Below are 24,011 nucleotides of genomic sequence, written 5' to 3'. Positions count from 1 at the left end.
TCCGCGGAGTCCGGAAGGGAAGTCCCCCATCGCGTCACCACATCATCCGGAGCTGCCGCCATGCCAGAACCGACACCCCAACCGTCCGAACCGGACACCGTGTTGATCAGACCCGTCTTCGTCGATCCCAGCGGCCGGCGCCGAAGGCTGCTGCGCGCCTCAGCGGCGGCGGTGGCGGCCGGGGCGTTCGTGTTCATGGCCGGGGCCGGTGCGCTGCTGACCAACCGGCCACTGACGAGCTTGCCCGGTCTGCTCGGCGAAGCCGTGACCGGACAGGACACCGGCGACAGCGGTGGCGTCGCCGCCGCGCCGCGCGCGTCGAGCCCGCCTGTCGCCGGCTGGGCGCCCGTTCCCGGCAGGAGCGCACTGGTACCGCTGCGGGGCGCCGTCGACACCGGCGGGCTGGGCGGAATCCTGATCGATCCCGCTGCCGCGGGCCTGGTGCCCGGCATCCCGGGTTTCCCCGGCTTTCCGGGATTTCCGGGGATGTCCGGGATGGGAAACCCGGCTCCCGTTGTCCCGGGCGCCCCCGTGCCGAGTAGTCCCGCGCCGCTGCAGGGCCCCGAGCAGCCGCCCGTGGTCGTGCCGCCGCCGGTGACCACCCAGCCGCCGCCGGTCGTGACGCCGCCTCCGGTGACGACGGAACCGCCCCCGGTGACCACGGAACCGCCCCCGGTGACCACGAACCCGCCCCCGGTGGTGACTCCCCCGCCGGTGACCACAGAGCCGCCACCGGTGACGACTGACCCGGCGCCGGTCGAGACTCCCCCGCCCGCCGAGCCGACCGTGGCGCCGACGGCCGTCGAGCCGCCCGCGTCGCTCGGCGTGGCGACCGCATCGGTCAGCGCGCTGTAGGACCACGGGACAGGGGCGGACATGGCCGGGGAGAAGAGGAACCGGCGGCTTCGGCTGCCGTGGGTGTTCGCGGGCGTGGCGGTGGCCGCGCTGGGGGTGATGCTGGTGGTCGCCGGGTTGGCGAGTGCCGGCATCGTCAGCGACAACCTCGCGCACGAGCCCGAAGGGGCGGACCACGTGCCGACCGCGGTCGAGTCCGGCGGGCCGGTCGTCGACGTGCGGAGCTCGCCGATCAGCGCCCGGGGCATGCCCGACCACACCATCGCGCTGACCTTCGACGACGGGCCGGACCCGACGTGGACCCCGCAGGTGCTCTCGATCCTGCACAAGTACAACGTGCCCGGCACGTTCTTCGTCGTCGGCTCCCGGGCGAGCACCCATCCCGAGCTGGTCCGGCGCATCTACGACTCCGGTTCGGAGCTGGGGCTGCACACGTTCACCCATCCCGAGCTGACCGACGTCTCGGCCTGGCGGATGAACCGGGAGCTCGACGAGAGCCAGCTCGCGATCGCCGGCGCCACAGGGGCGACGAGCTACCTGTTCCGGCTGCCGTACTCCTCGTCCAACTCCGCCATCGACGACGCCACCTACCGCGGCGTCCAGACCGCGGCCGGCCGCGGTTACGTCAGCGTCTTCAGCGACACCGACAGCAAGGACTTCGAACGCCCCGGCGTGGACCAGATCGTCCGCAACTCCACGCCCGCCGACGGGACGGGCGCGGTGCTGCTGATGCACGACGCGGGCGGCGACCGCGCCGAAACCGTCGCGGCGCTCGACCGGCTGATCCCGTCGTTGCAGGCGCGGGGCTACCACTTCACCACGGTGACCGGCGGGCTCGGCCTGCCGCCGGCGTACCAGCCCGCGTCGGCGAGCACCCGCTTTCTCGGCAAGGTGCTGCTGACGGTCGTCGCGGTGTCCCTGTTCGTGGTGGACGGGCTGCAGCTGATCCTGTTCGCGGTCGGCCTGCTGGTGGTGCTGCGCCTGCTGCTGATGGTCACCGTCGCGTGCGTCCAGGCCCGGCGGCGGCACCGGCCGGGATGGCGATGGGGCGCGCCGGTGACCGACCCGGTGTCGGTGATCGTGCCCGCCTACAACGAGCTGGCGAACATCGAGATCACGATCCGGTCCATCCTCGCCAACGGCCATCCGCTGGAGGTGATCGTCGTCGACGACGGCTCGACCGACGGCACCGCCGACTTCGTGGAAGGCCTCGGCCTCGACCGGGTCCGGGTGATCCGCCAGGCCAACGGCGGCAAGGCGACCGCGCTGAACACCGGCATCGCGCACGCGCGGCACGAACTGATCGTCATGGTCGACGGCGACACGATGTTCGAGCCCGACACGGTCCGCCGGATCGTGCAGCCGTTCGCCGACAGCGGGGTGGGCGCCGTCTCGGGGAACGTGAAGATCGCCAACCGGGACACGTTCCTCACCCGCCTGCAGCACATCGAGTACGTCGTCGGGTTCACCATCGACCGCCGCGTGCAGGACCTGCTGGGCTCGATGTGCACGATCCCGGGCGCGGCCGGCGCGTTCCGCCGCCGGGCGCTGCTCGGGGTCGGCGGGGTCAGCCAGGAGACGCTCGCGGAGGACACCGACCTGACCATCGCGCTGGGCCGGGCGGGCTGGCGCCTGGTCTACGTCGACGACGCGGTCGCCTGGACCGAGGCGCCGACGAAGGTGCGGCAGCTGTGGCAGCAGCGCTACCGCTGGACCTACGGGACCATGCAGTCGGTGTGGAAGCACCGGCGGGCCATCGTGCAGCGGGGCCCGGCGGGCCGGGTGGGCCGGTTCGGGCTGCTGCACGTCGTCGTGTTCCAGCTCATCCTGCCGGTGACCTCGCCGGTGATCGACATCTTCTTCGTGTACGGGCTGTTCTTCCTCAACCCCGGGACCACGCTGGTGCTGTGGCTGTCGGTGATGCTGGCGCAGGCCCTGGGCGCCGCGCTGGCTTTCCGGATGGACAAGGAGCCGGCCGGCCCGCTGTGGCTGATGCCCGCCCAGCAGCTGGTGTACCGGCAGCTGATGTACGTGGTGCTCGGGCAGTCGCTCGTCGCGGCCGCTTCGGGGGTCCTGGTGCGCTGGCAGCGGACCCGGCGGATCGGCGCGCTCGACGCCCTGTTGCGCCCGCCGAAGGAACCCGGGCGCAGCCGCCCGCGCGATGCGGCGCCGGTGGTCGCGGCCCGCGGCGGCGAACTGCCGCCCGTGCCCAGTGTCGCCACGCTCACGGAGCGGGCCAGGAACCGGCGGCGCACGCGGGAACGGTGGCCGGCGCTGCTCGCGGCCGTCGCGGTGCTCGGGATCGTGCTCGCGTCGGTCACCGGCTGGGTCTGGCCGGGCCTGGTCTTCCCGTCGCTGGGCGTGTTGTTCGCACTCGGTGGCTCGGCGATGGCGAAGGCGATGCGGGAGCACGCCACGATCGACGCGATCGGGCGCGGTATCCGGCGATCGCTGCCGCCGTTGTGGCTGCTGGGGTTCGTCTGCGTGCCGGTGATGCTGCTGTCGGGCTGGCTCACCGATGCCGACGAGCCGCTGGACTGGCCCCGGCTGGTGCTGTGGCTGTTCCCCGTCGCGGATCCACCGATCGACTCGTGGGGGCTGGACGCCCGCATGGCGTTGTGGTTCGTGCGCACCACCCTGTGGTTCATCCTGCTCACCCCGCTGCTGATGCGGGCGTTGCGGCGATGGCCGGTGCCGGTGGTGCTCGCGCCCCTCGCACTCGTCGCCGCGGACGCACTGGCGGGCTCCCCCGCGCGGGACCTCGGCGCGTTCGGGGAGGCGGCAGTGGACCTCTGCGTCTACGGCGCCTGCTGGCTGCTCGGTCTCGCACACCGCCAGGGCAGGCTCGCGCGGATCCACCCGGTGCTCGTGTGCGTGCTGTCCGCATCGGCGATCGCGCTCGGGGTGCTGTGGGCGGCCGGGAAGGACCAGCGGGACGGGCTGCCCGACATCAGTGCCACCGCGCTGGGGCAGGCGCTCGTGTGCGCGGGCGCGGTGCTCGTGCTGCTGCGGCTGTCGCCGCGGTTGGGCTGGCTCGACCGTGCCCCGCTGGGGCGGCTGGTGGCGGTCCTGGAGGCACGCGTGCTGACCATCGTGTTGTGGAGCGCCGTCGCGACCGCCGTGGCGGCTCCCGTCGCGGCCCGCCTCGGCTGGCTCTCACAGGCAGGCGCGGCACTGGTGTTGCTGGTGGTGGCCCTCGCGGCCTTCGGCTGGGTGGAGGACGTCGCGGCGCGGCGCCGGCCACGGCTGCTGCCCCGCGCCGAGTGGGATCCACCCGCCGGTTCGGCCGAGGCCGCCGAGGTCCGGCCCAGGGTGCCTACGGCTTGAAGCAGGTGCCGGAACGGTAGAGGTCGCCGGGTGTCACGGGCAGTGTCGGTGGCGGGGCGACCTCGTAGGGCCGGGCGTCGTCGTGGGTCAGCGCGTCCTCGCAGTCGAGCACGGCGGAGTCCGTGGCGGGGCCCACCCACAGGTCGATATGTGATCCCGAACAGGTCGCGCAGGTGTCCTCGAGGATGAAGTACCGCTTGACGTCGGGCACGTAGATCCTGGTGCCGGGGGCGAAGACCCCGTCCGCCGCGGCGAACGTCAGCGGGTCGGCGAACGTCCCGGTGCCGCCGGCCCGGCCGTGCAGGACCTCGGGGAACGCGATCTCGCGGCTACCGGGCGGGTCGTTGTCCTCGGCGGCGTAGAAGGTGATGGTGCCCACGGCGTTGGGCACGGCTTGTTTCGGCGGGGGGCCGGCCTTTTTCGTGCTGGTAGCCGTGGTCGGTTTGCTCGTTTTCGGGCTGCCGGCCACCGGCGGCGTCGTTTTCGGCGGCGCACTGCTGCTCGAAGGCGGCACCGGCTGTGTGGTGGTGGTCACCGGCGACGGAGCGGAAGTGCCGAATGCCAGTCTGTCACCGGAATCCGGCGCCGCGCCGTGGTGGAAGGCCAGCAGCCCGCCGGCGGCGAGCAGGGCCCCGGTCGCCACGGCGGCCGCGATTTTGAGCCTCATGAAAACGGAATCCTCGTGATCTGTTCGTTATCAGACTTCGAACGTAGTGCACGTTCGCGGGAACGGCAAATTTCCCGGTTCTGCGGGAGGCCCGGTTGATCCCGCCGTGACATGATCGCCTACCGGCCGGGGAAGACGCCGAAGCGCTTCAGCCGAAGTTCAGACGCCGGCCATCGTTCCGTCCACCTCGCGATCAACACGGTCGGTGAGCCTGGCGGGATGACCGGTACCCCGGACCCCCAGGACCAGCCGACAGGCCTGACGCGGCGCAGACTGCTCGGCGCCGCCGCCACCGTCGGCGGGGTCGCCGCCGCGGCGAGCGTGCTGCCGCCGAATGCGCAAAGCGCTCGCAGCCACCCCGCCCGCGCACGCCCGGCTGAGCGACATCAAGCACGTCGTGATGCTGATGCAGGAGAACCGCAGCTTCGACCACTACTTCGGCACGTTGTCCGGGGTGCGCGGGTTCGACGACCCGCATGCACTGCGCCTGCCGGGCGGGCGCCCGGTGTTCCACCAGCCCGATCCGTCCAATCAGGACGGTTACCTGCTCCCCTACCGGCTCAACACCAGGATCAGTGCGGCACAGGCGATCCCGTCCACCAGCCATGCCTGGACCGTGCAGCACCAGGCGTGGAACAACGGCAGGATGGACAACTGGCTGCCGGCCCACCTCGCCGCCGACGGCTCCATCAACGGCTCCTACACGATGGGCTACTTCACCCGCGACGACATCCCCTTCCAGTACGCCCTCGCGGACGCCTTCACGATCTGCGACGCGTACCACTGCTCGGTGCTGGGCCCGACCTGGCCCAACCGGTACATGTGGCTCAGCGGGACGATCGACGCCGACGGGCAGTTCGGCGGGCCCTCGCTGGAGACCGGCAAGGTCCCGGACGGCCACTTCTCCTTCAAGACCTACCCCGAGCGACTCACCGAGGCCGGTGTCAGCTGGAAGGTCTACCACTCGCCCGGCGGTGCGACTGGGCTCCCGCCGTTCAGTGCGCTGAAGCAGTACGCCGACGCCCAGCCCGGTTCGCCGTTGTACGAGCAGGCCATGAAGGCCTCGCCGCTGGGCCAGTTCGAGTACGACGCGCTCAACGACCAGCTGCCGACGGTCAGCTGGCTCCTGCCGCCCAGCGCGATGGACGAGCACCCAGCCAACCTGCCCGCCGCGGGCGCCACGTTCGTCGCGGGCAAGATCGACGCCATCGCGGCCAACCCGGCGGTGTGGGCCAAGACGGTGTTCATCCTGTCCTACGACGAGAACGACGGGCTGTTCGACCACGTCCTGCCGGCCACCCCGCCGCCCGGCACCCCGGGCGAGTTCGTCACGGGTACCTCCCCGAGCGGCGTCCAGGGCGGTGGCCTGCCCACAGGGCTGGGCTACCGGGTCCCCTGCATCGTCGTATCCCCGTGGACCACCGGCGGCTGGGTCAGCTCGGAACTGTTCGACCACACCTCGCAGCTGCGCCTCCTGGAGCGGATCACGGGGGTCGCCGAAACCAACATCACGGACTGGCGCCGCCACACCGTCGGCGACCTCACGTCGGTGTTCCGCTTCAACGACGCCCGCAAGACCCCGCCCGCCCTCCCCGACACGAACGGCGCGTACAACCTCGCCCAGTACGAGGCCGGCCAGCTGCCGCCGCCCGTCGTCCCGGCCGGCCGGCAGGAGGTGCCACACCAGGAACCCGGCCACCGCCCGCGCGTCTCCTGACAGCGCGACCGGGACCGGGAGCCCGGTCCCGGTGCGGGGTCAGGATCGCGTCACGGCCTCGGAGTCCATGCCGAAGGCGCCCGCCTCGGCGAGCCGGCGCATCCGCTCGTCGTCGTATCCGAGCAGGCCGCGGAGAACGGGCAGGGTGTGCTCCCCCCGCTGGGGTGCCCGCCGGCTGTGCGGAGCCTCGTCCCCCGCGCGCACCGGGGAGGCCACCTGGCGGACCTTGCCGAACCGGGGGTGTTCCGTTTCGACGATCAGGTTCCGGGCGAGAGTGTGCTCGTCCCGCAACGCCTCGCCGACCTCGTTCACCGGCGCACACGGCACGGACGCCGAACGCAGTTCGCCGAGCCACTCCTCGACCGTCCGCCGGGACAGGATCTCGTCCAGGATGTCCTGCACCTGGTCGCGATTGCGGTGGCGGTCGGCGAAGGTGGCGAAGCGCGGATCCTCGGCCAGCTCGGGCCTGCCGAGCACGACCGTGAGTCGCTGCCAGAACTTTTCCTTGGCACAGCCCAGAACCAGCCAGCCGTCCTTGGCGGCGAACGCCTGGAACGGCACGAGCGAGGGATGCGCCGAGCGCTTGCTGCGCCGCGGCTCGTAACCAGCCGTGAGATGCCAGGCCGCGGGATAGGTGAGCAGGCTGATCGCCGTGTCGTAGAGGCTCACGTCGCAGTCCATGCCGACCCCGTCCCGGCGGGCGGCGTGTACCCCGGCCAGCAGGGAGATCGCCGCCACGAACCCACCGGAGTAGTCCACAAGCGACAGTCCGGTCTTCTCGGGGGGACCGTCGGGGTCGCCGGTCAGCGTCATCCAGCCTGCCAGCCCCTGCAGCACGTAGTCGTAGCCGGGTTCGGCCGCGCGCGGACCGGTCATCCCGAACCCCGACAGCGAGCAGCACACGATCCGCGGGTTCACGTCCTTGAGGTCCTCGTACCGGATACCGAGCTTCGCCGGCACGTCGCCTCGAAGGTTCGAGTACACCGCGTCCGCGTTGCGCACGAGATCCTCCAGCACCGCCCGGCCCTCGGGGTTGCCGACGTCCAGGCTGACGCTGCGCTTGTTCCGGTTGAAGGACTCGAAGAACAGGGAGTCCTCGCCTTCGGCGAACGGGGGCACGTAGCGGCCGATGTCGCCACCCGCGACGGGATCCTCGATCTTGATCACGTCGGCGCCCAGGTGCGCCAGGTGCAGCGAACCGAACGGGCCGGCCCCGTACTGTTCCAGCGCGACGACGCGCACGTCCTCCAGTGGTTTCATGATCACCGCTCCGAATCCAGCACCACGAGCGGTTTCTTCGCCTCGGGAAAGGTGGACCCGGCCAGTGGCGAGCTCCGGCGGTGCACGTAGAAGGTACGCAGGAAGGACAGGACCTCGTCGCCGTGCTGGTTGAGCGTGCGGGTCTTGACCGTGACGATCCCGGCGTGCGGCCGGCTGCCCGACTCCCGCTTGGCGACCACGATCGACTCCGACCACAAGGTGTCGCCCGCGTAGACCGGGTGAGTGAGCTTGAGCTTGTCGAGCCCGAGGTTCGCGAAGGCGTTCTGGGTGGTGTCGGTGACGCTTTGCCCGATCGCGATCGCGATGGTCAGCGTCGAGACCACCAGGGGCTCGCCGAACTCGGACGCACGCCCGACCTCGGCGTTGAAATGCGCCTCGTTCGTGTTCATCGTCAGCAGCGTGAACCAGGTGTTGTCGGTCTGGGTGACCGTGCGCCCCAATGGATGCCGGTACACGTCATCGATTTCGAAATCCTCGAAGAACCGACCCTGCCAGCCGGGTTTCACAGTCATGCGGCAAGCTCCAATCAGGACGAGGACAGAAAAGTCGATGACATTCTTCCGCGGAATGCGGAAGTGAAGTGGCGGTAGGAGAAGACTAAACCTCCGAGGTTTAGCGGGTCAACCCTGGATCCGGTCGATCTTCTCGTAGACCGAGCGCAGATAACGCAGGTGGGCACGGCTCGCCTCGCGGGCGCCCGCCTGGTCCCGGTCGTCGAGGTAGCCCACGATCTCGCGGTGTTCGGCGTCGACGCGCACCCAGAAGTCCGCCGACGCGCGTTCCCGCAGAAAACGTTCCTTCAGCACCCGGAACACCGGTTCTGCCAGCACTTCGAGCAGTGGGTTGTGGGTGGCCCGCAGAACTCCGGTGTGAAAGTCGCGGTTGTTCACGAAAACCCGCGTCGGATCTATCCGCCCGGGATCGAACAATGATTCGTGAATGGCACCGAGCTCCTCGTCGGTGCGATTTCGGGCGGCCAGCTCCGCGGCGGGGACCTCGAGCATTTCCCGGATCTCCATCAGCACGGACACACTCAGGTCCGCGCTGTCGGTGAGCAACGCGAGCCCGGACATCAGCGACTCGCTCACCTGCGCGGTCGTCGGCGACGCGACGAAGGTCCCGCCCGCGACGCCGCGTTTGACCACCAGCAGTCCCTGACCGGCCAGCGCCCGGATGGCTTCCCGGGCGGTGTTGCGGCTGACCTGGTAGTGCGTCGAGAGCGCGAGCTCGGTCGGCAGCCGGTGGCCGGGGCGCAACTCGCCCGACAGGATCTGCTTCCGGATGCTGGACGCGAGGCGGTCGTAGGCTGTGACCGGCGCGTCGCCGTTGGACGGCACCGCTCACACCTGCCGACGGAACGGGATCGACATGGCTCGCACGGCCACCCCTTCGGTAGAAGCATCTGTTGGTCCGATCGTAAGCGCCCGGGCGGTCTCCTGGGCGGATCACGGCGGTCGATCCTGATCACCCGGAGGTGGCCGCGGCCGCCCACGGGGCGATGAGTACGGCACGAGGAAGCAGGCGAGAAGTGCGCCGGCGACTGCCGCGGCACCGTCGCCGACCAGTGCGTGGCGCAGACCGGCCGCGGTCGCCTCGAGCGGCGGGACCACGTCCCGGATGGAGTCGGTCGCCCCGGCCGACACCACGACGAGCAGGGCGAGCCCGAGCGCCGCGCCGACCTGCCGGGTGGTGTTGACCAGCCCGGCCGCCAGCCCGGTCTCCGCGGTGCTCTCCGTCGCCGCCGCGGTCACGGCGACGAAGGCCAGCCCGAACCCACTGGCCGTGACCAGCATCGGAGCCAGCACGTCGGAGACGTAGTCCGCACCCGCCGGCACCCGCGAGAACAGCATCGCGCCCGCCCCGGCCAGCAGCATTCCGGCGGCCAGCACCCAGCCCGCGCCCAGGCGCAGCAGGAGGGGGCCGGCCAGCCGCGAGCACACCACGAGCAACACCGTCATCGGCACGAAGGCCAGTCCCGCTTCGACGGGACTGTAGGCCAGGACCCGCTGCAGCTGGAGGGTGACGAAGTACCACGTGGACACCATGGTGAAGCCCAGCAGGAACACCACGAGGTTCGCGAGCACCAGCGGCCGGTGCCGGAAGACCCGCAAGGGCATGATCGGCTCGGCCGCGAACCGGTGCTCGGTCAGCAGGAAGAGCGCGAACAGCGCGGCACCGGCGCCCAGCGGGCCGAGGGTGCCCGGCGAAAGCCAGCCGTGCGCCTCGGTGTGCACGATGCCGTAGACGAGCGAGGTCAGGCCCGCCGAGGCCGTGACGGCGCCCAGGACGTCGAGGCGCCCCCTGCCCCCGGCCCGGGGGGCGCGCGGGAGCAGCCGCCGGGCGGCGAAGACCGCGGCCACGCCGACGGGCACGTTGCAGAGGAACATCCACTGCCAGCCGGCGAACTGCGTGAGCAGCCCGCCCGTCAGCATGCCCAGGGTTCCCCCGCAGCTGCTGGCCGCCGCCCAGGCCCCGAGCGCACGGGCGCGGGCCCGCGGCTGGATGAACGCGCTGGTCAGCAGGGAAAGTGTGGCCGGTGCCAGGATGGCGTCGCCCACGCCCTGCAGGCCTCGTGCCGCGACGAGAGCCGGCGCGTTCGGTGCCAGCCCGGCCGCCAGCGAGGCGCCCGAGAAGACGACGAAGCCGACGGTGAGCAGGGTCCGGTGCGCCACCAGGTCCGCGGCCCGGCCACCGAGCAGCAGGAACCCGGCGAGGACGATCGTGTAGGCGTTGACCACCCACGGCAGCCCGGCGTCCGAGAACCCGAGGTCCGCCCTGATCGCGGGCAGGCCGACGTTCACGACCGACACGTCCAGCGCGATCATCAGCTGGCTCAGGCAGCAGAAGGCGAGCACCGGAGACGTACGCGCCGCGGCGGAGCGCGGCAGCCCGAGCCCGGTCTCCGGCCCGGCAGACCAGGTGCTGCTCACTTCCCCATCACCCGACCGAACGTATCCGGCCCCGAGAGTCGTCGTCATGCCTCGATTTCCACCCCCTCGGACGAGCGCGACCGTCAGGCCGGCAGCCAGGTCGTACTGCTCGTGATGGATTTGAGCACGTCGGGAAGGGGCGTCACGCCGATGCCCGGCCCCGAGGGAACCGTGAGATGACCGTCGTCGAGCGTGAAGGGCTCGGTCAGATCCTGCTCGAAGTAGCGACCGGAGGCCGAGTTGTCGCCGGGCATGAAGCCGGGCAGCGCGGCGAGCGCCACGTTGGCCGCCCTGCCGATCCCGGTCTCCGCCATGCCCCCGCACCACACGGCCAGGCCGTTGGCGCGGCACAGGTCGTGGATCCGGCGCCCTTCCAGGTACCCGCCGACGCGGCCGGGCTTGATGTTGACGATCCGGCAGGCACGCATGGCGATCGCGTCCGCCGCGCATTCCGCCGAGACGACCGACTCGTCCAGCGCGATCGGGGTGCTGACCAGGCGTGCCAGCTCGGCGTGCTGGCGCAGCTGCTCCTCCCCCAGGGGCTGCTCCATGAGCTGCAGGCCGAACTCGTCGAGCTGGGCCAGGTGTGCGGCGTCGGCGAGGGTGTAGGCGGCATTGGCGTCCACCTGCAGCGGCAGGTCCGCGCCGAACCGCTCGCGCAGCGCCCGCACCGGTTCCAGGTCCCAGCCGGGCGCGATCTTGATCTTGATCCGCCGGTAGCCCTCGTCGAGGAAGCCGCCGACCACGTCGATCAGGTCCGCGATGGACTTCCGGATGCCGATGGACACCCCCGCGGGCACCCGGTCGCGGGTGACGCCGAGATAGCGGGCGAAGGAGACGCCCCATTCGCGCAGTTGCGCGTCGAGGATCGCGGCCTCCAACGCCGCCTTCGCCATCCGGTGCCCCCGGATGGGGTGCAGCACCTCGGCGACGGTCTCGGCCGAGATGTCCGGGCGCGCCAGCACCTGGGGAATGAGAAAGCGCTCGAGCACGGTGGCCGCGGCGTCCGCGTATTCCGAGGAGTAGAGCGGGGTCTTGAACGCCACGCATTCGCCCCAGCCCTCCGCCTCGGCGGTCACCGCACGCAGCAGGACGAGGTCCCGCTGGTCGAGGCTGCCGAAGGAGGTCCGGATCGGGTCGCGCAAGGAGACCGACGCGCGGACGATTTCGATGCCCTCGAGCTTCACCTGACTACCTCTGCTTTCTGTCACGTCGATGGGACGGCCGTCGTAGCTGGAAGAGGCGCTGAAGAGTAGGAGCCGGGGCCGGCCGCCGGCCACCGATCGGGCGCGGTGTTCTTTTCGCCCCGGTCGCCGGCGGCCGCCCTGGGCCTAGCCGGAAACCTCTTCCAGCACCCGGCCCCTGCTCTCCGGGCCGAACACGAGCACCAGCAGCGCGCTCACCACGAAACAGCACGCGAAGGCCAGGAAGGTGCCGGTGTAGCCCCAGGCGAGCAACGTCACGGGAACGAGCAGGGGGCCGACGATGGCGGAGATCCGGCCGGCGGTGGAGGCAGTGCCCATACCGGTGCCGCGGGTCCGCGTCGGGAACAGTTCGGGCGTGTAGGCGTACAGCGAGGTCGCCACGCCGACCAGCGCGAACTGCATGATCGCGCCGGCGAGCACCACGAGGGCGAACGTCGACGCGTGGCCGTAGGCGAACGCGGCGACCGCCACGAGGGCGAGGGCCGCGGTGAGGACCGCCTTCCGGCCGATGCGGTCCATGGCGTATCCGGTCAGCCAGGCGGCGGGAATGCCGGCGGCCGAGATGAGCAGGCCGACGAGGATCGACTTGGACACGCTCATCCCGCGGTCCACCAGGAGCTTGCCGGTCCAGGTGGTGATTCCGTAGAAGGCCAGCATGATCACGAGCCACATCGACCAGGCGAGCAGCGTGCGCCTGGCGTAGCCGCGGGAGAACAGCTCGTGCACCAGGTTGCCGGCCGCCTGTCGCGGCTGGGCGGCCGCGACCGGCACGGGCTCGGGCAGCGGGCCGCCGGAGGCCCGCTCTACCTTGTCCTCGAGCTCTGCCATCACCGCTTCGGCCCGGTCGTGCCTGCCCTGCGCGGCGTACCACCGGGGCGACTCCGGCACCTGCCGTCGTACGTAGAGGGCGAACAACGCGGTGACGAACATGACGACGAACATCGCCCGCCAGCCGGCGACCGCCCCGGCGACGGCGACGGCGAGCAGGGACAGCGCGTTGAACGCGACGAGCCCGGTCGATCCCGCGACCTGGACCCAGCCGGTCAGCCGTGCCCGCCGCGCCGCCGGCATGAACTCCGCGAGCAGGGCGAAGGCGACCGGCAGTTCCGCGCCGAGGCCGATGCCCGTGAGGATGCGGAAGGCCATGAACGAGGACAGGTTCCAGGCGAACGCGGTGAGCAGGCTCGCCGTCCCCCACAACAGCATGCTGTTCACCAGGACCAGCCGGCGCCCGAACCGGTCCGCGAGCAGGCCGGCGCAGGTCGCCCCGACCCCCATGCCGATGAAGCCCGCGCTCGCCGCCCACGCCGCGGCGCCCTTGCTCAGGCCCAGGTCGGCGCTGATCGGCGCCAGCAGGAAGGACAGCATGTTCAGGTCGATTCCGTCGATCATGAAGCAGGTCGCCAGTACCGCGGCGAGCCGCTTCTGATAGCCGGTGAAGGGCAACCGCTCGAACCGCGCGGCGATGTTCGCCGCCGTCGACGTTCCCGACGTCTCGTGTTGTGGATCCAGAACACTCACCGCTGATGTCCTCTCGTCAAGAAACGCGCAGGCTGCAGGCACATCCGGCGGTCAGCCGGGCGGGCAGCGAAATCCGGAGTCGACGGCAGACCGATGGGTCATGCGCGGACAGTCCTAAAGATTGGACATTTGAATCAAAATAGCGAACCCACTCAGCGAAACACATCACCCATTCGAGGTAGAGATCTCGCTGTGCCAGGAGATTTCCGTGATCGCGACCTTCTCCGCCAGCCCCGTCGCGACAGTCTTGACGTCAAAAGCTCGGACACTTAGTGTGCGTGAGTAACAGTTGAGCTGCCTCGCTTCCCGCGATCCGGATGCCGGCCGATCCGCCCGGAACCGAAGCGTTCGCAGAATCCCCCTTTTCCGCGAAGGCCCGTCCGGCTCGTCACGCCGCCGGCGGATCGTCCTGACAGGACCGGATGTACGAGTGAGGAGTTGGGAATGGACGGGTCCAGGCACGGTGTGGTGGTTTCCCCGGAGCCGCGAGCGGCCGAGATCGGCGCGGACGTGCTGCGCCGGGGCGGCAACGCGTTCGACGCGGCGGTGGCCACCGCCTTCGCCCAGACGGTCTTCAGTCCGTTCATGTGCGGCCTCGGCGGCTGGGGTCTCGCGACGACGTACCACGCGAAAACCCGCACCAGCAAGCACTTCGGCTTCTCGGCGCGGGTCGGTTCCCGGATGTTCCCCGAAATGTGGGCCGAGGACATCAAGGGCTACACCGACATGTGGCACGTGGCGCTCGTCGAGGGGCACAAGAACCTCATGGGGTACACGGCGATCATGACGCCGGGCACGGTGGCCGGGCTGGGCGAGCTCCACCGGACGTATGGCTCCCTGCCCTGGGCCGACCTCATCGAGCCCAGCGTCGAAGCCAGCGATCAGGGCTATCCGATCAGCGAACAGGTCGCCGGCGTCTCCCGCAGCTTCGTCTTCCCCGGGATGCCTCCCGTCGAAGAACACTACTGCTGGTCCGACGCGGCGAAGGAGCTGTGGATCCGGCCGGACGGCACGCTCAAGCAGGCCGGTGAGCCCTTCCGCAACCCCGACCACGCGAAGACCCTCCGGCAGCTGGCCGACCGGGGCGCGGAGGACTTCTACACCGGTGACCTGGCGGACCTCATCGTCCGCGACTTCGAGCTGAACGGCGCGTTCGTCACCGCCGAGGACCTCGCGAACTACGAGGTGGACATCGAGCAGCCGCTGACCGGCGGCTACCGCGGCTTCCAGGTGGAGTCGGCGTCGCTGCCCAACGGCGGACTGCTGATCCTGCACATCCTGAAGGTGCTCGAACGGTTCGACCTCGCCAAGCTGGAGCACAACGGCCCCGAGCACGCCTTCCTCGTCGGCGCGGCGCTGGCCTGGGCGGGGGTGATCCGTTTCCGGTACCTCGCCGACCCCAAGTACCAGGAGGTGCCCCTCGAGTGGCTGCTGTCGGACGCGTACACCGACGAGATCGCCGGCCACCTGCGTCGTGGCGAGCTGCCGGACCTCAAGGTCCTGCACGAGCCCGGCGGCACCACCCACCTGTCCGTCGCCGACGACGAGGGCAACTGCGTCTCCCTCACGCAGACGCTGAGCATCCCGTCGGGAGTCGTCATCCCCGGCACGGGCTTCACCTGGAACGGCTGCACCTGCCTGATGGACCCCGAACCGGGCCGGGTCAACTCGCTCGTCCCCGGTCGCTCCCGGGCCAACGCCGCGGCGCCGACGATCCTGTTCAAGGACGGCAAGCCCGCCATGGTCGTCGGTTCTCCGGGCGGGTACTCGATTCCCAGCGCCGTCACGCAGGCGCTCAGCAATGTCATCGACTTCGGCATGTCGCCGTCGGAAGCGGTCGCCGCACCGCGACTGCACTCCGAAGGCAGGCCCGTCTTCGCGGAGGGCCGGATCTCGCAGCGCACCATCCGGGCGCTGCAGGACCGCGGGATGCCGATCGTGCAGAAGCCCGCGAACTACCTCGCCTCGTTCGGCCGGGTGCAGCTGATCACGCTGGCCGGCGAAGGCGGTTTCGCGGCCGCCGCCGATCCACGCAACGACGGCGGAATCGCCTGCTACGCCTAGGAAGGACGGCATGGAGCTCGAAGCGCGGCGAAGCGACCCGCCCGGATGTGACGAGGTCGCGCGGTACGCGGAACAGTTGCGCCTGAGGCTGTCGGGCGAGGAGGTGGAGGCGTATCGCGACGCCGTCGCCGATCACCTCGCCACGTTCGACCGGCTCGGGGAGTTTCCCGAGCCCACGGTCGCGCTGCGGCACACCCACCGGGCTCCCGGCGGGCCGCCCGCCTCCGGACGACAGGACCCCTTCCGCGCGATCATCCGCTGGTGCGAGGTCGCCGGTGCCCGCACCGGCCCGCTGGCCGGCATGACCCTCGGGATCAAGGACTGCATCGCGGTGGCGGGGATCCCGACGACCGGCGGTGGGCACCGGCTCCCGTGCCCGGTGCCCACCGAGGACGCGGTGGTGGTCGAACGCGTACTGGAGGCGGGCGCTCGGATCGTCGCGAAGACCAACATGGCGGACATGTCGATGGGGCTGGGGGCCGGATCCGGGTTCGGCGCCGTCCGCAACCCCCACGACGTGCGCTTCTCCGCGGGCGGCTCGTCCTCCGGCTCGGGGGCGGCGGTCGCGGGCGGACTCGTCGATCTGGCGCTGGGCGCCGACCAGGGCGGCAGCATCCGCATCCCGGCCGCCTGGTGCGGCATCGTGGGGATGAAGCCGACCTACGGGCTCGTGCCGGCACACGGGCTCACGCACCTGGAACACAGCCTCGACCACATCGGCCCCATGACCACGACCGTCGCCGACAACGCGCTGCTGCTCGAGACCATCGCCGGCGGCGACTGGCGGGATCCGCACACCGACCCCGACCGGTCGCCGGGCGACTACCGGGGCGCCGCGGAACGCGGCGCCGAGGGGCTGCGGATCGGCGTCGTCACCGAATCGGTGGACCCGCACCGCTGCACCCCGGCCACGCTCGAAGCCTTCGAGCGAGCACGCGAGGTCCTCGCGGGAGCGGGGGCCGTGCTCGTCCCGATCTCGATTCCGCTGTGGTCCGCCGGGTCGGTCCTCGTCCGGGTCCTGACCAGCTTCGCCATGGCCGCCAGGGCTCGTTCGTCGGGTCACACCCCGGGAGATCTGTCGCGTGTGGACGTGCACGCCGAGGCGGCGGCCGCCGTGCACTACCACGACGGGATGCGCCAGCTGCCGTTCGCACTGCGCACCCGGCTGCTCGCGGTGGCGCACCTGCAGGAGACCTACGGTGGGGCGCATCTCGGGTACGCCCGGAATCTCCGGCTCGAACTGCGCCGGCAGGTCGAGCGGGCCCTCGCCGACGTCGACCTTCTCGTGACGCCGACGACGCCGGCGGGGCCGGTACGGCTGCCTGACGGGGACCCCACCCAGGCCGACTCACGCGCCGACGTGGGGGTGGACGCCTCCTACAACACCTGCCCGTTCAACCTGACCGGTCATCCGGCGCTGACCCTGCCGTGTGGTTTCGGCGAGCACCGGTTGCCCGCCGGCTTGCAGATCGCCGGGCGCCGGTTCGACGAGCACACCGTCTACCGGGCGGGGTTCGCCTTCGAGGCGGCGGCCGAGCTCGCCCCGTGGCTGCTCGACCAGGAGGGTGAGGACGGGTCCCTGCTGGAGGTGTCCCAGCCGGCGGAGACCGGCTGGGACCCGGTGGTGAGCCCTCACCCGGCCAGCCGCACCTCCGGACGGTAGAGGTCCAGCCAGTGGTGCAGGTCGAGCACCTGGTCGAGGCCGGCCCTCGTGCGCCTGGGCAGGGTCTCCGCGTCGTGCTCGACGGCTGCGCTGAGCCAGCCGTGGTCGATCAGGTCGAACACCGCGCTGCCGGGCTCGGCCAGCAGCTCCTTCGCCTGCTGCTGCAGCGCGGCGGCGTACTGCGGGTCCTGAGTGGACGGATAGGGGTTCTTCCTGCGGTTCACGACCGAGTCCGGCAGCACCTGCTTGGTCGCGTGCCGCAACAGGCTCTTCTCCCTGCCGTCGAAGCTCTTCAACCGCCACGGCGCGTTGTAGACGTAGTCCACCAGCCGGTGGTCGCAGAAGGGCACCCGGACCTCGAGCCCGGCCGCCATCGACATCCGGTCCTTGCGGTCCAGCACCATGCGCAGGTAACGGGTCAGGTTGAGATGTGAGACGGTGCGCATCCGCCGTTCCAGCCCGGTCTCACCGGGCAGGTGCTCGACGCCGGCGACCGCGGTGGCGTACTGGTCGGCGATGTAGCCGGGCAGCGCCAGCACGTCGAGCACGTCCTGCCGGAAGACACCGTGGCGGTCGGCGGTGAGGGAACCGGCGAACGCACGCCAGGGGAACATCTCCGCCCAGCGCGCCTCGTCCTCGTGGAACCAGCGGTAGCCGCCGAACAGCTCGTCCGCCGACTCACCGGACAGGGCGACCGTCGACTCGGCCTTGATGGCCTTGGACAACAGGTACAGCGAGGGGTCGAGGTCGCCGAGCAGGCCCGGCATGTCCCGTGCGGTGATCACGGCTCGCCGCAGTTCCGGATCGGAGACGTCGCGCGTGTCGAGCAGGATCTCCTGGTGCAGCGGGCCCAGCATGTCCACGACATCGCGGATGTAGGGCGCGTCCACGGTGTCCCGCAGTGGATCGGGCTGGAACCGTTCCTCGTGACCGAGATAGTTGACCGAGAACGTGCGCACCCGTTCTCCCGCACGGCCGAGACAGTCCGCCGCGAGGCCGGTGATCGCGCTCGAATCCAGTCCTCCCGACAGCAGCACGCACCGGGGGACATCCGCGATCAGCTGCCGCCGCACGATGTCCGACAGCAGCTCGCCGACGTGCGCCACCGACTCTTCCCGGTCGTGTTCGTGCTCGTGCGTCTCGAGCTTCCAATAGGTCCGGGTACGGACGCCTTCGGCGTCGACGAGGACTAGGGTGCCGGGTTCGATCTCGTGCATCCCGTGCCACAGCGCCCAGCCGGGAGCCTTCGTCATCGAGACCAGCTCCCGGAGTCCGGCCGCGTCGACCACCCTGTCCGCCAGCGAGTTGGCCAGGATGGCCTTCGGCTCGGAGCCGAACAGGACCCCGTCGGCGGTCGGGTAGTAGTAGAACGGCTTGATGCCCATGCGATCGCGGGTCATCAGCAGGGTGGCGTTCCGCTCGTCCCAGATCGCGAAGCCGTACATGCCGTTGAGCTGGTGCACCACGTCCGGGCCCCACTGGAGGTAGCCGCGCAACACCACCTCGGTGTCGCTGTCGGTGGTGAACCGGTGCCCGTGGCTCTCCAGCAGGGCGCGCAGCTCGAGGAAGTTGTACGTCTCCCCGATGTAGACGATGACGACCTCACCGCCGGGAGTCCGCACCGACATCGGCTGCCTGCCGCGGTCGAGGTCGATGATGGACAGACGCCGGTGCGCGAGTGCCGCCTGCCGGCTCAGCCACACACCGTCGTCGTCGGGACCGCGGCGGGCCATGGTCGCGCCCATGGCCCGCACGGTGTCCCGATGGAGGGTCAGGTCTCTCGAGAACGAGACCCAGCCTGCGATTCCACACATGTCCGTTCCTAACCCGACCGGCCCTCAGGCCGTCGCAGCGATGTCTTCGAGGATTGCGATGATCCCGCCCGTGAGGTGTTCCGCTTCCGCCGTCGTGAAGCTGTCGGCCGGATAGACGGACATGACGGTCATCTCGCCCTGGAAGGTGAAGAACCCGTGCCAGGGCGACAACAGCGCGGTGCTCGGGTAGATCCTCGAGGTTCCGGTCACCGTGAGCTCGGGCGGGAAGGTCATCGGCGGGATGACGCCCATGTTGGTGGTGACCACCGAGGAGAGCCGCGGGTCGAGTGTGCCGGCGACCTCCGGGGACGGCCGCAGCAGCGGGAGCTCGCCCGAGGTGATCGCCTCGGTGAGCTCGTCGCGTACCCGGCGGCCCAGCGGCACGGGATCCTCGTCGCCCCGCACGTCCAGTTCGGTCTGATGCCAGCCGATGAGCCGGGTCGTGTCCGTCTTCCCGACCGGCAGGGCGAGCCGGTGCCGTAGGTCCACCGCGGACAGGCACACCATCCGTGCCTCACCGCGGGCCGGGTCCTGCCGCCGGTGCACGACCAGCAGGCCGCCGCAGATGAGCCCGTGCACCGTGGTGCCCACCCGGTGCGCGACGGTGAGGAGCTTGTCCGTCACGTCCGCGTCCAGCCGGCGGTCGACCTGGATGACCGGTTTCATCGGCGAAGGAGAACCCCGGTAAGGACAGGGAATGCCCATTCGTTCGAGCACTGTGGACGGAGGGGTCGGAAGTGTGCCGTACGGTTCGTCGGTCAGCGTGGCACCCCCGGCCAGGTCCGTGTACAGGGACCAGAGCTCGGAGAACAACGCCAGCCAGCTCTGCCCGTCCACGACGAACAGGTAGGTCTGCAGGGCGATCGCACCACCTGCGTCGTCGGTGACCAGGTTCAGCCGCGCCACGCCTTCGGCCGGGTCGCGCAGCTCCCCGAGCTCTGCACGCAGGTTGCCGACATCGCCCCGCCACGCGTGCAGTTGCGGCATGTGATCGTCGGTCGCTTCGAGGAAGTAACCGTTCTCGTCGTGGCCGATACGAGCACGCAGCAGGGGATGCCGCACGCACAGCGCCTCGAAGGCCCGGGTGAGCATCTTCTCGTCGATCTCGCCCTGGTACGTGTAGACCTGCGCGGCCTGTTCGTAGAGCCATTTCACCTCGATGCGGTCGAGATGACGCCTGATGTCCACGGATCTCCCATCGTTCGATGTGCCGGATTGCTGTCAGGAGGCGAACTTGAGCAGACGGCGGGCGCGTTCGAGCATCGGCGTGCCCACCACCTGCCCGCGCAGCTGGCAGATGGACCCGTCTTCGGCGGCGCTCAGCACCTCGCGGGCCCAGGCCAGCTGACCGTCGCTGGGCGACAGGATCTCGTTGACCACCGGGACCTGTGACGGGTGCAGGCAGAGCTTTCCGGTGAAGCCCATGGCCTTGGCGTGCCGCGCGTCCTCCGTGATCGCCTCGAGGCTGCGCAACCGCACGGTCACGCCGTCGATCGGTGGCGGCAGCCGGAGTGCCGCGCAGGCCATCACGAGCCGCGACCGAGGGTAGGCGAAGGCGGCCCGCTCGTCCGGGTCGACGCCGATTTCGGTGCCCAGGTCCGCGTTGCCGAAGACCGCCCGCAGGACACCGGGAACCGCGCACAGCTTCTCCGCGGCCAGGACGCCGGCGGCGGTCTCCACCAGAGGGATCGCCCGGGAGCCCGCCGCCAGCTGAGCCAAGGTGTCCGCCACCTGGTGCGGGACGTTCACCTTGGGGACCATGACCACGACGTCCTGATGGCCGCCGAGCATCGCGACATCGTCGGCGTGCCAAGGCGTGCCGTCCCCGTTGATGCGCACTACCCCGTGCCCGCCGCTGGACAGCCACCGGTCGACGTTCTCGCGGGCGGCCGGTTTGACCTCGGGCCCGACCGCGTCCTCCAGATCCAGCACTATCGCGTCGGCACCGCTCTGCGCTGCCTTGTCGAAGCGGTCGGGCCGGTGCCCCGGAACGAAAAGCAGGGAACGGCTGTGCGCGACGACTTCCGCGTAGCAGGCCATGGCACTCCTTCCGCGGACGTTCCGCTGCGGGAACACCCGGCTCTTGTCACGGCGAGGTGACCGTCACGTTATGAGCGGCCGCACAAGCACCTCAAGGGAGGCGTTTTCGGCTCTGCCGCCGTGGGAGAGTGCATGGGTTTCCGCGCGGCTGACGGGAGAAATCAGCCGTAGCCTGGGGAAAGTGGTAGCCACACGGGATCCGCGACCACGTCGAGGTCCGCCGGCGCGCGCACGTCGATGACGTGCTGCAGCAGCAATGCCTCCGCCAGCAACGAGGAGATCGGCTCCGGATCGGCCTCGCTCACACCGTCCCGGGTGTCTCAGCAGGACTCCCCGGTGCAGCCGCCCGAGGGCGGGGCCGGCATGGTGCGGCGCATCGGGCCCGTCACGGACGCCGCCGTCGTCGCCGCAGGTCTACATCGGCACCACCTGGTACACGGTCATCGGGATCCTCGCGCCGTGGGGCGCCGTCAGCTGAAGGCGACCGCGGCCTCGGGCGTGTTGACCAGGAAGGTCAGCGACTCCTCCAGGTACAGCTCCACGCCGGTGTCGTCGTGCGACTGGTAGCCGATCGACACGTCCTGGCCCAGATGCAGCTCGTAGTCGCCGCCCCGGGTGGAGACCAGCAGGGCGGACGGCAGGGCGGGCGCCCAGATGATCTGGCCGCCCTCGCCGAGCACACCGGCCACGTGCCGGCGGATCGGATACCCGTGCTCGGTCGTCTCGTCGAGCGCGGTGTAGGCCTCGGCGGACAGGAGCAGGGCGTAGTCGCCGTTGACCCCGTCCAGCCGCAGCGCGCTCATCGCCTGCGCGACGGCGGTCGGCTGGTCCGTGGCGATCGGCGGCATGGCCATCGTGGTACCCGCCGCGGCCCGGATCCCGGTGATGCCGGCCGCGGGCAGGCCTTCGGCGATGATCCTGTCCTCGGTGAACGCGAGCTTCTTCGCGGCGTCTTTCACCGGCTGCCAGTCGGCGTCCTTCGCGCCTCGCTCGACCGCGTCGACGGCCTCGCGGCTGACGGTGAACGGCACCCGCAGCTCGACGACGGTCGCGACCTCCCGGCGCCGGACGCGCACGCCCTGGTCCGGGGAGTCGAGCTCACGCAGGTGCCCGGTGCCGACGGCGGCCAGCGCGATGCCGTCCGGGCCGGTCACGTCGACGACGCGGCGGCCGGCGACGTGCTCGGAGAAGGTGCGGCGGGCTTCGGCTTCCAGGTCCGTCCACGCACTGGCGGAGACGGGGGCGAGGTCGCGATGCAGGTTGTTCATGGCGTCAGGCGTTTCCTCTGCTCCTTGAGGCTGCCGATGCGCAGCGACTGGTCTTGCGGGGCGGCGGCGGGCGGGGCGGCGGCGGGCGCGACCGCGGGCGGCGGGTCGTCCAGGAAGTCCTGGCTCGGCACGAAGAACAGGCACCCGGTCACCGCCGTGGAGAAGTCGAGGATGCGGTCGGTGTTGCCGGGCGGGTTCCCGACGAACATGTTCTCCAGCATCTGCTCGATCACCGACGGGCTCGCCGCGTAGCCGATGAAGTAGGTGCCGCGCTCGCCGTCGGCGAGGCGCCCGAACGGCATGTTGTCGCGCACGATCTGCCGCTCGTCGCCGTTGGCGTCGACGATCGTGGTCAGCGCGACGTGCGAATCGGCCGGTTTGGTCTCGTCGGGCAGCTCGATGTCGGACAGCTTCGTCCGCCCGACGACCCGCTCCTGGTCCTCGACGCTCACGGCGTTCCACGCCGCGAGGTCGTGCAGGTACTTCTGCACGATCACGTAGCTGCCGCCCGCGAAGACCGGGTCCTCCGCCCCGATGAACACCGCGTCGTCCGCCGCGCGGCCGGTCGGGTTCTCCGTGCCGTCGACGAAGCCGAGCAGGTCGCGCTCGTCGAAGTACTTGAACCCGTGCACCTCGTCCACGACCTCGGCCGCCCCGGCCAGCCGGGTGATCAGCTGGTCGGCCAGCTCGAAACACAGGTCCATGGTGGCCGCGCGGATGTGGAACAGCAGGTCACCGGGCGTCGCGACGGCGGTGTGCACGGGGCCCTCGATCACCCGGAAGGGGTGCAGCTCGGCCGGGCGGGGTGCGAGGAAGAGCCGGTCGAACAGCTCCGCCCCGATGCCGGTCACGCAGGCGAGCCCGCCGTCGAGCGCCCGGAACCCCACCGAGCGGCTGAGGCCGCCCACGTCGGCGAGCAGGTCGCGCACGACGTCCTCGCCGCCTTCGCGGACCGTCAGCACGAGGAAGATCGCGGACGCGGTCAGCCGGGTCAGCACCGGCTGTGGCTCAGACACAACGGACAACGTACCGCAACCGGCCCCGATCGTGACAGGTTCATCGCACTCGTCGAGGTGGGCGGTGTCCAAAGTAGACAGGCGGCACGCCCACGGTCGCTCTCCGGGCAAGGATCACCGGCTAGGATGGGAAGTCCGGGGTGTCATGGACGCAGTGAGGAGGCGGGCGGGTGGTCACGCGGGCCGAGAAGAACGAGACGGACCCGGACCTGGGTGTGCTCGCCGGCCGGCTGCTGTTCGCGGTGCAGGACGAGCTCTTCGCGAAGCTCGCCGCCGAGGGGTTCGGCGATCTGCATCCCCGCCACGGCGCCGTGCTGGCCTACCTCGACACCGGTGGCGTGCGCGCGACGGAGCTGTCCCAGCTGTCCGGGCAGCACAAGCAGGTGATCGGCAAGCTGGTCGACGAGCTCGAGGAGCTCGGGTACGTCCGCCGCCGGCCGGACCCGGCCGACCGCCGGGCGAAGCTGGTCTGTCCCACCGAGCGCGGCCTCGCGCAGCTGCGGGCCGCCGACAGGATCATGACCGCGCTGCAGGAGCGGCACGCGCGGCGGCTCGGCAGGCAGCAGTACGCCCTCTTCAAGTCCGCGCTCATCGACATCACGAAGCATCAGCGCGGCCGGCGGATCTCCTGACCGGACCGGCC

The 24,011-nt window shown here is 70.7% G+C and carries 20 protein-coding genes; 7 read left to right on the top strand and 13 right to left on the bottom strand.

Features of this window, described 5'->3' with window-relative positions; genetic code table 11:
• Positions 1-102: 102 nt before the first annotated feature.
• Together LWP59_RS16190 and LWP59_RS16185 are read left to right on the top strand one after the other, a co-directional pair.
• The gene (locus tag LWP59_RS16190) at positions 103-855 is read left to right on the top strand and encodes a hypothetical protein (RefSeq protein WP_191334800.1); all 753 of its coding nucleotides are present in this window, start codon (positions 103-105) and stop codon (positions 853-855) included.
• Positions 856-876: 21 nt separating this feature from the next.
• Positions 877-4,182 (top strand): glycosyltransferase, encoded by a 3,306-nt coding sequence (locus LWP59_RS16185; RefSeq protein ID WP_144646196.1) that lies wholly within the window; start codon positions 877-879, stop codon positions 4,180-4,182.
• Here the strand turns inward: LWP59_RS16185 and LWP59_RS16180 are convergent.
• Complete coding sequence (locus LWP59_RS16180; RefSeq protein WP_144646198.1) at positions 4,172-4,573, bottom strand: RlpA-like double-psi beta-barrel domain-containing protein; 402 nt, start codon at positions 4,571-4,573, stop codon at positions 4,172-4,174. The two genes, LWP59_RS16185 and LWP59_RS16180, sit on opposite strands and share 11 nt — an antisense overlap.
• On the opposite strand from LWP59_RS16180, the gene LWP59_RS16175 reads away from it, so the two are divergent.
• The gene (locus LWP59_RS16175) at positions 4,554-4,868 is read left to right on the top strand and encodes a hypothetical protein (protein ID WP_144646200.1); all 315 of its coding nucleotides are present in this window, start codon (positions 4,554-4,556) and stop codon (positions 4,866-4,868) included. The two genes, LWP59_RS16180 and LWP59_RS16175, sit on opposite strands and share 20 nt — an antisense overlap.
• Before the next feature lie 315 nt (positions 4,869-5,183).
• Positions 5,184-6,566 (top strand): alkaline phosphatase family protein, encoded by a 1,383-nt coding sequence (locus LWP59_RS16170; protein WP_229857463.1) that lies wholly within the window; start codon positions 5,184-5,186, stop codon positions 6,564-6,566.
• 39 nt (positions 6,567-6,605) lie between these two features.
• Here the strand turns inward: LWP59_RS16170 and LWP59_RS16165 are convergent, their stop codons facing one another.
• From LWP59_RS16165 to LWP59_RS16140, 6 genes are all read right to left on the bottom strand, one after another.
• Entirely contained in the window at positions 6,606-7,826 is a 1,221-nt protein-coding gene (locus LWP59_RS16165) for a CaiB/BaiF CoA transferase family protein (protein ID WP_144644175.1), read from the bottom strand.
• 2 nt (positions 7,827-7,828) lie between these two features.
• Complete coding sequence (locus LWP59_RS16160) at positions 7,829-8,359, bottom strand: MaoC family dehydratase (RefSeq protein WP_144644173.1); 531 nt, start codon at positions 8,357-8,359, stop codon at positions 7,829-7,831.
• Positions 8,360-8,467: 108 nt separating this feature from the next.
• Complete coding sequence (locus LWP59_RS16155; protein WP_144644171.1) at positions 8,468-9,184, bottom strand: FadR/GntR family transcriptional regulator; 717 nt, start codon at positions 9,182-9,184, stop codon at positions 8,468-8,470.
• 108 nt (positions 9,185-9,292) lie between these two features.
• Positions 9,293-10,777 carry an MFS transporter gene (locus LWP59_RS16150; protein ID WP_186383560.1) on the bottom strand — a complete coding sequence of 495 codons (1,485 nt, stop codon included), beginning with the start codon at positions 10,775-10,777 and terminating at the stop codon, positions 9,293-9,295.
• An 83-nt stretch (positions 10,778-10,860) separates the two neighbouring features.
• On the bottom strand, positions 10,861-11,964 hold the full coding sequence (gene menC, locus LWP59_RS16145) for an o-succinylbenzoate synthase (RefSeq protein ID WP_144644167.1): 1,104 nt from the start codon (positions 11,962-11,964) through the stop codon (positions 10,861-10,863).
• Positions 11,965-12,108: 144 nt separating this feature from the next.
• Positions 12,109-13,503, bottom strand: a complete 1,395-nt coding sequence (locus LWP59_RS16140) for an MFS transporter (protein ID WP_144644165.1) — start codon at positions 13,501-13,503, stop codon at positions 12,109-12,111.
• Positions 13,504-13,947: 444 nt separating this feature from the next.
• Here LWP59_RS16140 and ggt point away from each other — a divergent pair, with 444 nt between their 5' ends.
• Positions 13,948-15,567 (top strand): gamma-glutamyltransferase, encoded by a 1,620-nt coding sequence (gene ggt, locus LWP59_RS16135; RefSeq protein WP_144644163.1) that lies wholly within the window; start codon positions 13,948-13,950, stop codon positions 15,565-15,567.
• Between the two features lie 10 nt (positions 15,568-15,577).
• Positions 15,578-17,230, top strand: a complete 1,653-nt coding sequence (locus LWP59_RS16130) for an amidase family protein (protein WP_144644161.1) — start codon at positions 15,578-15,580, stop codon at positions 17,228-17,230.
• Here LWP59_RS16130 and asnB read toward each other — a convergent pair.
• The 6 genes from asnB to LWP59_RS16100 all read right to left on the bottom strand — a co-directional run bounded on the left by asnB (position 17,200) and on the right by LWP59_RS16100 (position 23,368).
• Entirely contained in the window at positions 17,200-19,044 is a 1,845-nt protein-coding gene (gene asnB, locus LWP59_RS16125; protein ID WP_144644159.1) for an asparagine synthase (glutamine-hydrolyzing), read from the bottom strand. The genes LWP59_RS16130 and asnB overlap by 31 nt on opposite strands.
• A 24-nt stretch (positions 19,045-19,068) precedes the next feature.
• Positions 19,069-20,232, bottom strand: coding sequence for a phthiocerol/phthiodiolone dimycocerosyl transferase family protein (locus LWP59_RS16120; protein WP_144644156.1), 1,164 nt, complete (start codon positions 20,230-20,232; stop codon positions 19,069-19,071).
• Positions 20,233-20,265: 33 nt separating this feature from the next.
• The gene (locus LWP59_RS16115; protein WP_144644154.1) at positions 20,266-21,084 is read right to left on the bottom strand and encodes an HpcH/HpaI aldolase/citrate lyase family protein; all 819 of its coding nucleotides are present in this window, start codon (positions 21,082-21,084) and stop codon (positions 20,266-20,268) included.
• A gap of 161 nt (positions 21,085-21,245) precedes the next feature.
• Complete coding sequence (locus LWP59_RS16110; RefSeq protein WP_186383559.1) at positions 21,246-21,389, bottom strand: hypothetical protein; 144 nt, start codon at positions 21,387-21,389, stop codon at positions 21,246-21,248.
• A gap of 165 nt (positions 21,390-21,554) precedes the next feature.
• Positions 21,555-22,352, bottom strand: coding sequence for a family 1 encapsulin nanocompartment shell protein (locus LWP59_RS16105; RefSeq protein WP_144644152.1), 798 nt, complete (start codon positions 22,350-22,352; stop codon positions 21,555-21,557).
• Positions 22,349-23,368: a Dyp-type peroxidase gene (locus LWP59_RS16100; protein ID WP_144644150.1), complete on the bottom strand. Its 1,020-nt coding sequence runs from the start codon at positions 23,366-23,368 to the stop codon at positions 22,349-22,351. The genes LWP59_RS16105 and LWP59_RS16100 overlap by 4 nt, the downstream gene beginning before the upstream one ends.
• A gap of 170 nt (positions 23,369-23,538) precedes the next feature.
• Between LWP59_RS16100 and LWP59_RS16095 the strand changes: the two genes are divergently transcribed.
• Positions 23,539-24,000: a MarR family winged helix-turn-helix transcriptional regulator gene (locus LWP59_RS16095; protein WP_144644148.1), complete on the top strand. Its 462-nt coding sequence runs from the start codon at positions 23,539-23,541 to the stop codon at positions 23,998-24,000.
• The last annotated feature ends 11 nt before the right edge of the window (positions 24,001-24,011 follow it).

It is taken from the genome of Amycolatopsis acidiphila (assembly GCF_021391495.1).
Taxonomy (GTDB): domain Bacteria; phylum Actinomycetota; class Actinomycetes; order Mycobacteriales; family Pseudonocardiaceae; genus Amycolatopsis_E; species Amycolatopsis_E acidiphila.
This window is presented reverse-complemented; position numbering and strand designations above follow the sequence as displayed.

Coding starts and splice junctions, on each gene's coding strand:
- LWP59_RS16185 (WP_144646196.1), top strand. CDS start 877: ATGGCCGGGGAGAAGAGGAACCGGCGGCTTCGGCTGCCGTGGGTGTTC.
- LWP59_RS16170 (WP_229857463.1), top strand. CDS start 5,184: ATGCGCAAAGCGCTCGCAGCCACCCCGCCCGCGCACGCCCGGCTGAGC.
- LWP59_RS16165 (WP_144644175.1), bottom strand. CDS start 7,826: ATGAAACCACTGGAGGACGTGCGCGTCGTCGCGCTGGAACAGTACGGG.
- LWP59_RS16160 (WP_144644173.1), bottom strand. CDS start 8,359: ATGACTGTGAAACCCGGCTGGCAGGGTCGGTTCTTCGAGGATTTCGAA.
- ggt (WP_144644163.1), top strand. CDS start 13,948: ATGGACGGGTCCAGGCACGGTGTGGTGGTTTCCCCGGAGCCGCGAGCG.
- LWP59_RS16130 (WP_144644161.1), top strand. CDS start 15,578: ATGGAGCTCGAAGCGCGGCGAAGCGACCCGCCCGGATGTGACGAGGTC.
- asnB (WP_144644159.1), bottom strand. CDS start 19,044: ATGTGTGGAATCGCAGGCTGGGTCTCGTTCTCGAGAGACCTGACCCTC.
- LWP59_RS16115 (WP_144644154.1), bottom strand. CDS start 21,084: ATGGCCTGCTACGCGGAAGTCGTCGCGCACAGCCGTTCCCTGCTTTTC.
- LWP59_RS16105 (WP_144644152.1), bottom strand. CDS start 22,352: ATGAACAACCTGCATCGCGACCTCGCCCCCGTCTCCGCCAGTGCGTGG.